The sequence below is a fragment of the Pseudomonas sp. 3-2 genome (assembly GCF_019710535.1).
GTDB lineage: Bacteria > Pseudomonadota > Gammaproteobacteria > Pseudomonadales > Pseudomonadaceae > Aquipseudomonas > Aquipseudomonas pharyngis.
Genome location: NZ_CP081200.1, coordinates 5,387,210 through 5,399,888 on the forward strand (window position 1 = coordinate 5,387,210; position 12,679 = coordinate 5,399,888).

Below are 12,679 nucleotides of genomic sequence, written 5' to 3' on the forward strand. Positions count from 1 at the left end.
TGCCTTGCTTATCCGCTTGAACGCGGCGCCCTTACAAAGGGCATCGAGAATGGGAAGTTTCGCTACAGAGCCGGCCTACAGAGCGGGCAAGGGTGAACTTTCGAGGCCTTTTAGCAGGGCACCAATCCCGGTCGCAACGACCGCGATGCACGCCGATGGTGCGTGGTGTCCAGAGGAGTCATGGGGCATGCAGGCTTTTTTATCACCGGGGATCAGGTTGCTGGGGCGATTTGGGTTCGCACGTAAATTCCAGTTGTTGTTTCTGCTGTTTATCCTGCCATTGGCCGGCAGCCTGTTGATGATCGGCCAGGACTATCGCGACAAACTTAACCTGATCGCCGGTGAACGTGCCGGTGTGCGGCAGTTGCTCGCCCTCGATGCACTCGACAACCTGCTCGCCGCCCAACGCGACCGCGCCGCCCGCTGGCGCGCCACGGAAACCAACCGCCAGCCGACACCCGCGACTCTGGCCGCCGTGGCCGCCTTCGATGGCGTGCAGCCTGCCGTTGCCCAAGCGACGCTGGAGCTGGGCAGTGCCTTGCAAGCCGAAGGCGCGGAAGGTGAAACCCTGACCCGCTATCAGGCCCTGCAAGCCGCGCTCAACGGTCTGGACTCGAAAAGCCTTTCCGGTGTCGGTTGGTGGCCGGATGGTTACGACCGCTTCACCAACGCCCTCAGCGCCCTGCAAGCTTTGCGTGAGCAAATCGCGATGGACAATCGCCTGATCCTCGCGCCATGGCTGGAAACCTATCTGCTGACACAGATTTCCACCCAGCACGCACCGGATCTGATCGAGCGGGTCGGCCGACTGGCAGCCGTCGGCCAGGCGTCCGTGGTTTCCGGTCAGTTCACCCTGCAAAGCCGTCTGCAACTGCGTGACCTGCGCAGCCGTATCGGCGATGCCCGCGAGCAGTTGGTAAAAACCGCTGGCCTGCTTGAAGCGCGTCTGCCGCCAGCTCTGCAAAGCTGGGCCGGGCAATATCACGACAGCCTCAAGCAGCTGGATGCCGGTCTCAAAGTGCTGGATGACGGCGTGTTCGGCGGCAGCATCAATCTCAAGCCGGAAGAGTTCGAGCGCAGCCTCGACGCCCTGCTCGGCAACCTCGCCACGCTGCGCCAGCAATCGCTGGTGTCGCTGGATCAGCGGCTGGATGACTACCACGGATCGGCGATTCGTCAGTTCATCGTTGTCGCGGCGGTCTTCGGTTGCCTGTTGCTGGCGGCGCTATATTTGTTCGTGTGCCTGCAAGCCTCGATCCGTCGTAGCGCCAGCGGCATCACGCTGCTCGCCGAGGCTCTGCGCGACGGCAATCTGAGCTTGCAAGTGCCGGTCGTGGGCCGTGATGAATTGGCGTCGATCAGCACCGCGCTTAACGTGGCGGTGGTGCAACTGCGCACCAGCCTGCTGGGTGTCGATCACGAGACTTCGCAACTGAGCAATGCGGTGCGCAGCCTCAACGATCACTCCAGCGGCGCTCTCAGCGAAGTCGAGGCGCAGCAATTGCAGATCAGCCAGATCGCCGCAGCGGCCACGCAACTGGCGGCGACGTCCCAAGGCGTGGCGCAGAGTTGCGAACAGGCTTCGGGCAGCGCCCAGCACACCCAGCGCATCGCTGCCGACAGCAGCCGTGACAGTCAACGCACCACAGCGAGTATCCAGCAGCTCAATCAGCGCCTGAACGAAACTGCCGCAGCGCTCGGCCGGGTCAGCGAGCAAGGGCAGCAGATTCAATTGGTGGTCGACACCATTCGCGGCGTCGCCGAACAGACCAACCTTCTGGCGCTCAACGCCGCCATCGAGGCCGCTCGTGCGGGTGAACAGGGTCGCGGTTTTGCCGTGGTGGCCGACGAGGTGCGCAGCCTGTCGCAACGTACGCAATCATCCACGGCGCAGATCGCCGGTACGGTCGACAGCCTGCGCAATACGGTCAACGAAGCCGTGAGCCTGATGGAAGCGGCATGCGGCCAGGCGCAATCGGACGCGGAAGCCGTCACGGGACTGGGCGAACGCCTGGGGGAAATCGCCAGCGCCGTGCAGAGCGTCACCGACACCCTCGCCCAGATCGCCACGGCGGTCGAAGAACAGGCCAGCACCGCCGATGAGGTCAGCGGCAATATCCAGCAGGTGGATCAGGCGGCGGTTCGCCTGCTCGAAGGCGCGCGGGCCGTGAATCTTGCGGCGGACACCTTGAGCCAGGGCAGCCATGCCTTGAGTGCCAACACCGGAAGATTTCAGCTGCGTTGAAAGCCCCTCCCGCGCCGATTTTCGGCGCGGGAGGATAAGCGGTTGAAAATAAGAAGAAATATTTTGAATTTACGCTTGACGCTTTTCCATTTCAGGGGAATAATGCGCGCCACTTGGCTACATAGCTCAGTTGGTTAGAGCATAGCATTCATAATGCTGGGGTCCGGGGTTCAAGTCCCTGTGTAGCCACCAAGTACTAAAAACGGCTTACCGAAAGGTAGGCCGTTTTTTTATGCCTCGAGAAAAGTGCCCTTCCTCAGTGAATCGGCTGGCTCCGTAGGAACCGGGTGCGAAAAGCGTACGAAGAGGATTTTTCGTTCGTTCAGGCACCTGCATCCCTACCAGTCGATTTGATCGCCATCGCGATTGGCCGACAAGCTCCCCTGTCTCGATCCAACGACAGACAGGGAGTTGTCATGGACCCGGACAGAGACCCTTTCGACGATATCTGGCGCCGAAAACTTCCGAACGGTGGCGCCTCATGGGCCGCCTGGTTTCCGCCCCGAAAGCCAGAGGCCCTCTACGTCCCGACGGACGAATGGCCATCCCCAAAACCTCGCGACGATCTGGTTTTTGCCAAGTCCTGCACACCGGACAACTGGTGTCGAACGGATGCCGGCACAACACCTGAGCCCGCCTCCAGTTTCGGCAAGATCATGGTGGCGGGCGCCATACGCTTTCCCGCAGCCAGTAAGGTCGTAGCGAAAGCAATCGGCGCCGATCTGGCCTTGGGGCGCATGGCGGGCGGTGGAATTCTGCAGCAACGTCTCAACTGGGTAATCCGTGGTCCGACAGGCCCGGCCAGTGTTTTCATCCTAGGGATGCTGCCGGCCAGAATGGGCGACGGCACCCTTTATACCGACGAACAACTGCGCACCCTACCCCGCGCCATCACTCGCGTGCGCTTCCAGTTCCGGCGTGATGCCGGTGGGGTCATGCAGGTCTACGGCATCCACACCGGCGCTTCGGGCGACGACTCGGTGCGTACCGTAAAAGTCGAGTGGAACAGCGATAAGAGCGCCATGGAGGCGAAGCTCAACGGCATCACGATTTTGTGGACGCCGCAACGCGGGCCGCTGGGATCGATGCCGCCGCTGGTTCACCCGGAGCACGGCGAAGCACTGAGTACGATCCTCGTCCACCCGATCGCCGCGAACACCGACAGCCAGATTGAAATCCTGCCCGGCGAAGACATCACCGCCGAGGATTGTATTCTGGCGTTTCCGGCGGAGACCGGGTTGAAGTCGTTGTATGTGGTGTTTTCTAAGCCGGCCAGATTGACGCCCGGGACGGTGACGGGGATTGGTGAGGATGTTTCCGGGATATGGCTGGCGGGAGCAGGAACGGGGATTGGTGTGCCAATTCCCACGCGAATAGCGGACAGGCTCAGAGGGCGGGAGTTTTCAAGTTTCGACGCGTTCAGAAAAGCACTCTGGCAAGCCGTGCGGGATGATCCAGAACTTTTCGATCAGTTCAATTCGGATGCCCAAGATCGTTTAATGTCGGGCAACGCACCCGCGGTTCGAGACAGGGAGTCTGTAGGCACAAGAGGGGTATTTGAAATACATCACGTCGAGCGGATTACTGATGGCGGCGCTGTCTACGACATAGACAACCTCCGAATCAACACCCCTAAAAATCACATCTTTCAACATAAAAAACAGTGAACACACATGGAAAAAATATCTGAATACACTGAAACCGAATTTATCCGTTTCATCGAAAAAATACGTGCCACCAATAAAAGTGGATCGGATACGGAGCTTGGCGAGCTGCTGGCACAATTCAGAAAGCTTACGGGTCACCCGGATGGCACCGACTTGATTTTTTATCCCGAACCAGGAGAGGACGACTCTGCCGTGGGCATTACGAAGACCGTAAAAGAATGGCGTGCTACCAACGGACTGCCAGGCTTCAAGCAGTGAACATCAGCCGGCCATAGTCCCACCACTGCAAATATCCAAGCAGTCAAAACGGCTTACCGAAAGGCAAGCCGTTTGTTTATGCCTCGCCCCCTAACGCCCTGAGCCCCTTCGCCCAAATCTGCCGCGTCCGTAAACCGACCATCGCCCGCCAGTCCGGATCGGCGGGATAGAACTGCTCCAGCAGATTCAGTTTGATCTCGCGCCCCGTCGCATCCAGCGGATTGCCATGCAGATGCAGCCAGTGATCGTCGCGCAGGTAACGATGCACGTCCGGCCCTGGGTAAGTCCCGCACTCGATCACGAACGGCATCAGTTGCACATTCGGCAGCGCACTAAGCAGCGCCTGCGAGGTGTAACCCGTAGCGGTTGCCGCAACACCGGTATCACTCAAGGTTTCGGCACCGGTGTGCAGCGTGTAGAGCCACGGGCCGTAAATGGATTGCGCTTGGGCCAGTGCCGGATACGGCGCCTGGGTAATCGTCAGCAGCATCGGATGCCCGTACTCGCCGGCGCCGGTGTGCAGGTCGAAACACATCACGGTTTCAGCACCGGCCAGATGACTCTCGATGATTGAATGCAGCGTGCGATTCGACCAGCTCGGCGCGAGCCCGCCAAAAAACAATCCGTCGGGATGACTGTGCTGCCCGCCCTCGACAATCGACATGACTGCCGGCCAGCCATGCTCGGCAATTTGCGCATCGAGCAAGGCATCAGCCTTTTGCCGCTCGGGACCATTCAAGTCGGTGCAGGCGTAGATTTCATGCAGCGCGGCGTAAGCACGGTTGTCCGGAAGCGGTCGGTTGAAATCCAGGTGATTGCGGTTGAGGTCGATGTTGTCTTCATTGACCCGCCGCAGCCATGCCGTGCCCCACGGGTTGATCAGGTGAACCATCACCACCGCGACATCCTTCGGCAGCGACTCCGGCGTGAAATGCTTCAGCCAGTCGATCTGGCACTCCGAACCGTAATAACCCTCAACACCGTGGGTGCCGCTGAGCGCCACCAGGCGCCGTTTGGCCGCTGGATCCCCCAGCACCGCGACATCGGTACCCAAAGACTCGCCAAACGGCCCATTGAGCGGATGCACGTACAAAGAGAGCGTGGCACCCGCCACCTTCGCGGCGGCAAGAAAGCGCTCGCGCTGTTCGCGATAGCTGGGCTGTGTCGGAAATGCGTTGTGCATGGCGGCCTCTGTTGATTGTTCTGGCTTCACTATTGGCTCTGACCCTACAGAAAATTCGCCAAGGCATGAAGGACAAACACACCTGCGGTTTGCGTCGTACACGGCCGGTCGATACAGTCCGTCAGACTTTTATCCCACGGACGGAGAGCCCCGCGTGTTTCCAGCCCTGCCCCTGAACCGTTTCCGCCTGCCCGCCTTGACGCTGATCGTCAGCGCCATCGCCCTCACGGCCTGCAACGCCCCGCCCTCCTCGACCCTGCCGCTGGCACCGGAAGCCGCCTCCGGTTACCGCACCGGCCTGCAAGCCAGCCACGCCGAAAAACACATGGCCGCCGCTGCCAATCCATTAGCCGCCGAGGCCGGGCGCGAGATGTTGCGTCAGGGTGGTTCCGCCATCGATGCCGCCATTGCAATGCAAGCCGTGTTGACCCTGGTCGAACCGCAGTCCTCGGGGATCGGCGGTGGCGCGATGATCGTGCTGTGGGATGGTAAACAGGTGCGCACCTATGACGGTCGCGAAACCGCACCGGCCGGTGCGACCGAAAAGCTGTTTCTACAAGCCGACGGCAAACCGATGCCGTTCCCGCAGGCGCAGATCGGTGGACGCTCCGTCGGCACGCCGGGCGTGATGCGTGCATTGGAACTGGCGCACAAAAAGCACGGCCGCTTGCCGTGGGCAACATTGTTCGAGCCGGCGATCAAACTGGCCGGGCAGGGTTTTGCGATCTCCCCGCGCCTGCATTCGCTGCTGGAGTCCGACCCGGTGATTCGCCGCTCGCCGGACATGGCCAAGTACTTTCTGAACAGCGATGGCAGCGTCAAAGCCGTCGGAACTCGCTTGCAGAACCCGGCGCTGGCCGCCGTTCTCAAACGCATCGCCAACGAAGGTGCGGACGCACTGTACAAAGGCCCGATCGCCGAAGAGATCGTGGCCAAGGTTCAGGGTCACGCCAACCCCGGCAGCCTGTCGCTGACCGACCTTCAGCACTATCAGGCCAAGGAACGCGCGCCCCTGTGCACCGACTACAAGCGCTGGCAAGTTTGCGGAATGCCGCCGCCGTCATCGGGCGGGATTGCGGTGGCGCAGATTCTCGGCACCTTGCAGGCGCTGGAAACCCGCGATCCGCGCCTGTCCCTGACGCCGCTCAAGCCTGTGAAGACCGATAAACCGGCCGGCATCGAACCGGCACCGCAAGCCGTGCACCTGATCGCCGAAGCCGAGCGCCTGGCCTACGCCGACCGCGCGCAATACGTAGCCGATACCGACTTTGTGCCGGTGCCGGTCAAGGGCCTGGTCGATCCAGGTTACCTGGCCAGCCGCGCCAGCCTGATCGGCGAACGCAGCATGGGCACAGCCAAACCCGGCACACCTCCGGGCGTGCAGGTCGCCTACGCGCCGGATCGCTCGCCGCTGCGCATTTCCACCTCGCAAGTGGTTGCCGTGGATGACTTCGGTGGCGCCGTGTCGATGACCACCACCATCGAAGCAGCCTTCGGCTCGCACCTGATGGTTCAGGGCTTCTTGCTCAACAACCAGATGACCGACTTCTCGTTCATCCCGGAAGAGAACGGACAGAAAGTCGCCAACCGCGTGGAGCCCGGCAAACGCCCGCGCTCGTCGATGGCGCCGACCCTGATCTTCGACCGCAACAGCGGCGAGTTCGTCGCCACCGTTGGCTCTCCCGGCGGCTCGCAGATCATCGAATACGTGGCCAAAACCACCGTCGGCCTGCTCGACTGGAACCTCGACCCTCAAAGCGCCATCAGCCTGCCCAACTTCGGCAGCCGCAACGGCCCCACTGAACTGGAACAGGGCCAGTTCAGCCCGACGCTGATCCAGGCACTCAAGGACAAGGGCCACACCGTCAACGAAATCGACATGACCAGCGGCACCCAGGCCATCGTGCGGGTCAAGGATGCTGCGGGGAAGGCAACGCTGTCAGGTGGGGCAGATCCTCGGCGCGAAGGAGTAGCGTTGGGGGATTGAATCAACGCTGCCAACTGAAAAAGGCTTACCGAGAGGTAAGCCTTTTTTGTATTGCAACATCCGGCCATGACTTGTCATTCAGCGGCGCTCAAACCTCAAGCGTCTTGCCATCCACCGGATTGCCAATCGTCAGGAAATGCCCGCCAGCCACATGGTGCAGAGTGCGCAAGCCGTCATGCCCTTCAAAATGCCAGCGTCCATCGCTGAACACCCGCGAATCAGCCTGCGCCGCAATCACCTCGGCCAGAAACAGATCGTACTGTTCGTGATTGCGCGGCTCCGGCAGCAACCGGCATTCGAGCCAGGCCACACAACCGTCCAGCATCGGTGCCTCGACCTGCTCGCCAGCGAAGCTTTGCAAGCCGTACGCCTGGAACTTGTCCTGACCTTGATCGCGATTGATTTCCAGGCCTGAAGTCGAGCCGACGGTCTGCACGATGTCAGCCTGATTCACACAAGGAACGTTGAGAACGAAGGTGCCCGACGCCTCGAGCAGTTGCCGGGTCCAGGTTGATTTGTCGAGGACCACCGCGACTTTCGGCGGTTCGAAATCCAGCGGCATGGCCCACGCCGCGGCCATGATGTTGCGCTGCCCGGCATGGGCGGCGCTGACCAGCACGGTCGGCCCGTGATTGAGCAGGCGGTAGGCTTTGTTCAGGGGAACCGGGCGACGGAAAGACTCGCTCATGGGATCTGCTCCGGGAAAAAGAGCCGATTGTAGCGGGATAAAAACCGCGAAGGGATTGCCATGGACAATCCCTTCGCCTGACAGCATCAGCTGGATAACTGATTGGCAAACTGGCCGACCGCGTTCACCACTTTCTGCGCGCCGTCCTGGATCTCGACGATCACCGTACCGGCCTCGGCCGCCAGCGCCAGCCCTTGTTCGGCCTGTTGCTTGCCGTCGGTCATCAGGGCCACGGCGTTGCGCGCCATGTCCTGGTTCTGGCGCACCACGCCGACGATTTCTTCGGTCGCCTGGCTGGTCCGCGAGGCCAGTTGCCGCACTTCGTCGGCCACCACCGCAAACCCGCGCCCCTGTTCACCGGCGCGAGCGGCTTCGATGGCGGCGTTAAGCGCCAGCAGGTTGGTCTGTTCGGCAATGCCGCTGATGGTCTTGACGATGGTGCCGATCACCTGGGATTGCTCGTTCAGCGCCTCGATGCCTTCGCCGGCAGTCTGCATGTGCCTGGACAAATCGCGCATCACATTGACCGCTTCAGTCACCACACGGGTGCCGCGCTGGGCCGTGCTGTCGGTCTGCAGGGACGTGCTGTAGGCGATATTGGCGGCATCGGCAACGGCCTGTTCCTGATTGACCTGATCGGTGATCACCGTGGCGAACTTCACCACTTTGTAGAGTTTTTCGTTGGCATCGAGCACCGGGTTGTAAGACGCCTCCAGCCAGACGACACGACCATGGCTGTCGATCCGCTTGAAACGGCCGGCGACAAATTCGCCGTTGTTCAGGCGACGCCAGAAGTTCTGGTACTCGGCGCTGTTGTACTCCTCCGGCTCGCAGAACTGGCGGTGATGTTTGCCCTTGATCTGCGCCAGGCTGTAACCCATGCCCTGGAGAAACCGGTCGTTGGCACTCAGCACGTTTCCGCTGAGGTCGAACTCGATCACGGCGGTCGAACGCACCAGTGCGCCGATCAGGTTTTCGTGTTCGCGGGAGGCCTCGATGGTGCGGGTCAGGTCGCTGGAGAAAATCGAAAAATGTTTGATCCGGCCATCCGATGAACGAATCGGCTGCACGATCGAACGCAACCACGCCTCTTCGCCATTACCGCGGGAAAGACGCACAGCGCCGGCGAAATGCTCGCCACGGGTCAAAGCGGCCTTGAAGCGGTGATGAAACTCGTCGGATTTCACATGGGCCGGCACGATGTCTTCGATGGCGCGGCCGATCAGGTCGTGGCTCTTGTAGAGCATTTCGCTGAGGAAGTTCTGGTTGACCGACTGAATCCGTCCGTCAGGCTCGAGATTGAGCACCAGCATCTCGCTTTCCAGGCTCTCCTTCACTTGCAGAAGGCTGGAGAGTTCTTCACGAAGAGCCGCCAGCTCTTGCTTCAGGCGTTTGTTGAACATGGGGGAGAGCACCGATGGACTGGATGGATAGCGGACACACAGCCTAACCATCGGCCTTGGAGGGCTTTTCTGAAGAGCGTTTGAGGCGTGTCCTACAAAAATAGTTACGCCTCGACAACTCAGGCGGTGCCGGCCACGGCACACCGCTCCGCGCGTGGCATTCGCGAACCAAAATACGCCGCACTGGCGACACCTACCGCGCCCATCACCGCGCAGAACATCACACAGATCCACGGACTCCACGGCATCAGACCGATCAGCAGCAACGGTGTGACACTCGCCCAGGCGGCGTAGGCAATGTTGTAGGTGAAGGAGATCCCGGAAACGCGGATCCGCGCCGGGAACAGGCTGACCATCACCGACGGCACCGCACCGACCACGCCACAGCACAATCCGGCGACGGCGTAAGCCAGACCGACCCAGTCACCGCCGCTGATCAGGCAGGTGTAAAGCAGGCCGATCCCCAGTGGCAGCAACAGACTGTAGAGCATGACCGTGCGCCACGCGCCGATGCGATCGACCAGCCGGCCGGCAATCACACAGCCGATATTCAGGAAGACGATGCCCAATGCGCTGAGCGCAAAAGTGTGGCCGGCAGTCATGCCGAAGGATTTCTGCATCATGGTCGGGGTGATGACCACGAACACCACCACCGCCGAGGTCAGCACGCAGGTCAGCAGCATCGCCGGCAACATGGCCAGGCGATGATCGCGCAGCACGGTGCGCAGCGGCAGTTCGACCCGCGCCTCGCGCTGCGCCTCCATGGCCATGAACACCGGGGTTTCGCTCAGCCAGCGGCGCAACCAGACGCCGATCACACCGAACACGCCGCCGAGCAGGAACGGATAACGCCAGGCGTAATCCAGCACTTCGGCGGGGGTGAACACTTGCGCCAGGAAGGTCGCAGTCAGTGCGCCGATCAAATAACCGAAGGTCAAACCGGCCTGCAGAAAGCCCAGGGCATAACCGCGATGGCCGGCCGGCGCGTGCTCGGCCACAAACACCCAGGCGCTCGGCACTTCACCGCCCACCGCTGCGCCTTGCAGGATGCGCAGCGCCAGCAGCAACAGCGGTGCGAAATAGCCGATTTGCGCGTAGGTCGGCATGATCCCGATCAGCAGGCACGGCAGCGCCATCATCAGGATGCTCAGGCTGAAAACCTTCTTGCGCCCCAACCGGTCGGCGAAATGCGCCATCAGGATTCCGCCCAGCGGGCGCGCCAGATAGCCGGTGACGAAGATCCCGAAACTTTGCAGCAGGCGCAGCCACTCGGGCATTTCCGGCGGGAAGAACAGCTGGCTGAGGGTCAGGGCGAAGAACACGAAAATGATGAAATCGTAGATCTCCAGCGCCCCGCCCAGGGCCGCAAGGCCGAGGGTCTTGTAGTCGGAACGGCTGAACGGCGCCGGTCGGGCTGTGGAATGGGCAGTCATGGCAAAGAACTCTGGCAGGCAAAAAACCAAGGCGCCCATGGTCTACGCAAACAGGCCGCCGGACAACCCGTTAGACCATAGTCTGATTCGGCAAAACACGGTCACAAAAATCCGCCGGTTGATTTACTGTTGGCACCTGTCCAGACGGGCCGGCCAAGCCCCGAAGACCACAATAAACATAAAAATCCGAGGTACTCCCGTGGCCGTTGATATCGAAGATAGCCGCTCTGCGCGCTTTGCCTTGCGCTGTTCAAGTTTCGCCGAACGCTGGTTTCCCGACTCCTGGGTCTTCGCCGCGCTGGCGGTGATCATCGTCGCGCTGGCGACCCTGGCTATGGGTGCCAAACCCACCGACGCCGCCATGGCCTTCGGGGACGGGTTCTGGAGCCTGATCCCGTTCACCATGCAGATGGCCTTTGTGGTGATCGGCGGTTACGTGGTGGCCAGTTCGCCGCCTGCCGTGAAGCTGATCGATCGCCTGGCGCGGATCCCGAAGAACGGCCGCTCCGCCGTGGCCTGGGTTGCGCTGATCTCGATGGTCGCGTCCTTGCTCAACTGGGGGCTGTCGCTGGTGTTCGGCGGCCTGCTGGTCCGCGCCCTCGCCCGCCGCACCGATCTGAAAATGGACTACCGCGCCGCCGGTGCCGCCGCCTACCTTGGCCTCGGAGCCGTGTGGGCCTTGGGGCTGTCGTCGTCCGCCGCGCAGTTGCAGGCCAACCCGGCCAGCCTGCCGCCGTCGATCCTGTCGATCACCGGGGTGATTCCGTTCACCCAGACGATTTTCCTCTGGCAGTCGGGAGTCATGCTGCTGGCGCTGATCGTGATTTCGATCATCGTCGCCTACGCCACCGCGCCCGGCCCGAACTCGGCACGTGACGCCAAGGCCTGCGGCATCGACCCGGCCTTCAACCTGCCGCCGCTGCAACCGCGCACCCGCCCAGGCGAATGGCTGGAACACAGCCCGCTGCTGATCATTCTGCTGGTGCTGCTGGCGGCCGGATGGCTGTTCCACGAGTTCTCTGCCAAACCGGCAATCACTGCGATTTCCGGGCTCAACACCTACAACTTTCTGTTCATCATGCTCGGCGCGTTGCTGCACTGGCGCCCGCGCAGTTTCCTCGACGCGGTGTCCCGCGCCGTGCCGACCACCACCGGTGTGCTGATCCAGTTCCCGCTGTACGGCTCGATTGCGGCGCTGATGACCACGGTCAAGGGCACTGACGCCCAGACTCTGGCCCATCACATCTCGACCTTCTTCGTCAGCATTGCCTCCCACGACACCTATGCACTGCTGATGGGCGTGTACTCGGCGATTCTCGGCTTTTTCATTCCGTCCGGCGGCGGCAAGTGGATCATCGAAGCGCCGTACGTGATGCAGGTGGCCAACGATCTGAACTATCACCTCGGCTGGGCGGTGCAGATCTATAACGCCGCCGAAGCCCTGCCGAACCTGATCAACCCGTTCTACATGCTGCCGTTGCTGGGCGTGCTGGGGCTGAAGGCGCGGGATCTGATCGGTTTCTCGTTCGTGCAATTGCTGGTGCACACGCCGCTGGTGCTGGTGTTGCTGTGGGCGCTGGGCACGACGCTTTCCTATCTACCGCCCGTAATGCCGTAAGCGATGACGACAGGGTGCCGGCTCCGGCGCCCTGTCCTCTCTTCGACAAAAACGCCCCGAACGATCCTTTCTGCGGTTGCCTGTCGCAAATAATGGCTCAGAGCCATCATCTTTCTTTACCGCGCCACTGCCTCGGTAATATTCTTGCGCGCCAATATCTGTTTCATTTTTTGTCAGAGCGCAAAGGGAGTTCGTTG

General features: G+C 61.4%; 9 protein-coding genes, 1 tRNA gene and 1 pseudogene. 6 read left to right on the forward strand and 5 right to left on the reverse strand.

Annotated elements, in window-relative coordinates:
• Nucleotides 1-187: 187 nt before the first annotated feature.
• The 4 genes from K3819_RS24420 (at nt 188) to K3819_RS24435 (ending at nt 4,170) form a co-directional block, all read left to right on the forward strand.
• Nucleotides 188-2,245 carry a methyl-accepting chemotaxis protein gene (locus K3819_RS24420; protein ID WP_221398094.1) on the forward strand — a complete coding sequence of 686 codons (2,058 nt, stop codon included), beginning with the start codon at nt 188-190 and terminating at the stop codon, nt 2,243-2,245.
• Between the two features lie 115 nt (nt 2,246-2,360).
• Nucleotides 2,361-2,437: transfer RNA gene (locus tag K3819_RS24425), tRNA-Met, on the forward strand.
• Between the two features lie 224 nt (nt 2,438-2,661).
• On the forward strand, nt 2,662-3,912 hold the full coding sequence (locus K3819_RS24430; RefSeq protein WP_221398095.1) for an S-type pyocin domain-containing protein: 1,251 nt from the start codon (nt 2,662-2,664) through the stop codon (nt 3,910-3,912).
• 6 nt (nt 3,913-3,918) lie between these two features.
• Nucleotides 3,919-4,170 carry a bacteriocin immunity protein gene (locus K3819_RS24435; protein ID WP_221398096.1) on the forward strand — a complete coding sequence of 84 codons (252 nt, stop codon included), beginning with the start codon at nt 3,919-3,921 and terminating at the stop codon, nt 4,168-4,170.
• 76 nt (nt 4,171-4,246) lie between these two features.
• Here the strand turns inward: K3819_RS24435 and K3819_RS24440 are convergent, their stop codons facing one another.
• Entirely contained in the window at nt 4,247-5,353 is a 1,107-nt protein-coding gene (locus K3819_RS24440) for a DUF2817 domain-containing protein (RefSeq protein ID WP_221398097.1), read from the reverse strand.
• A 154-nt stretch (nt 5,354-5,507) separates the two neighbouring features.
• Here K3819_RS24440 and ggt point away from each other — a divergent pair, with 154 nt between their 5' ends.
• On the forward strand, nt 5,508-7,340 hold the full coding sequence (ggt, locus tag K3819_RS24445; protein WP_085613404.1) for a gamma-glutamyltransferase: 1,833 nt from the start codon (nt 5,508-5,510) through the stop codon (nt 7,338-7,340).
• 88 nt (nt 7,341-7,428) lie between these two features.
• Here ggt and K3819_RS24450 read toward each other — a convergent pair whose 3' ends face one another.
• The 4 genes and pseudogenes from K3819_RS24450 to K3819_RS24460 form a co-directional block, all read right to left on the reverse strand.
• Nucleotides 7,429-8,028, reverse strand: coding sequence for a flavin reductase family protein (locus K3819_RS24450; protein WP_221398098.1), 600 nt, complete (start codon nt 8,026-8,028; stop codon nt 7,429-7,431).
• Between the two features lie 86 nt (nt 8,029-8,114).
• Nucleotides 8,115-8,546 (reverse strand): methyl-accepting chemotaxis protein, encoded by a 432-nt coding sequence (locus tag K3819_RS29820; protein WP_371857749.1) that lies wholly within the window; start codon nt 8,544-8,546, stop codon nt 8,115-8,117.
• A 156-nt stretch (nt 8,547-8,702) separates the two neighbouring features.
• A pseudogene (locus K3819_RS29825) lies at nt 8,703-9,482 on the reverse strand (PAS domain-containing protein); the annotation flags it as partial.
• 68 nt (nt 9,483-9,550) lie between these two features.
• On the reverse strand, nt 9,551-10,864 hold the full coding sequence (locus tag K3819_RS24460; RefSeq protein ID WP_064599409.1) for an MFS transporter: 1,314 nt from the start codon (nt 10,862-10,864) through the stop codon (nt 9,551-9,553).
• Between the two features lie 199 nt (nt 10,865-11,063).
• On the opposite strand from K3819_RS24460, the gene K3819_RS24465 reads away from it, so the two are divergent.
• The gene (locus K3819_RS24465) at nt 11,064-12,482 is read left to right on the forward strand and encodes a short-chain fatty acid transporter (RefSeq protein WP_221398099.1); all 1,419 of its coding nucleotides are present in this window, start codon (nt 11,064-11,066) and stop codon (nt 12,480-12,482) included.
• The last annotated feature ends 197 nt before the right edge of the window (nt 12,483-12,679 follow it).

Bases quoted from the DNA above. Each gene is read 5' to 3' on its own strand.
- K3819_RS24420 (WP_221398094.1), top strand. From the start codon at position 188: ATGCAGGCTTTTTTATCACCGGGGATCAGGTTGCTGGGGCGATTTGGG.
- K3819_RS24430 (WP_221398095.1), top strand. From the start codon at position 2,662: ATGGACCCGGACAGAGACCCTTTCGACGATATCTGGCGCCGAAAACTT.
- K3819_RS24435 (WP_221398096.1), top strand. From the start codon at position 3,919: ATGGAAAAAATATCTGAATACACTGAAACCGAATTTATCCGTTTCATC.
- K3819_RS24440 (WP_221398097.1), bottom strand. From the start codon at position 5,353: ATGCACAACGCATTTCCGACACAGCCCAGCTATCGCGAACAGCGCGAG.
- K3819_RS24450 (WP_221398098.1), bottom strand. From the start codon at position 8,028: ATGAGCGAGTCTTTCCGTCGCCCGGTTCCCCTGAACAAAGCCTACCGC.
- K3819_RS29820 (WP_371857749.1), bottom strand. From the start codon at position 8,546: ATGCGCGATTTGTCCAGGCACATGCAGACTGCCGGCGAAGGCATCGAG.
- K3819_RS24460 (WP_064599409.1), bottom strand. From the start codon at position 10,864: ATGACTGCCCATTCCACAGCCCGACCGGCGCCGTTCAGCCGTTCCGAC.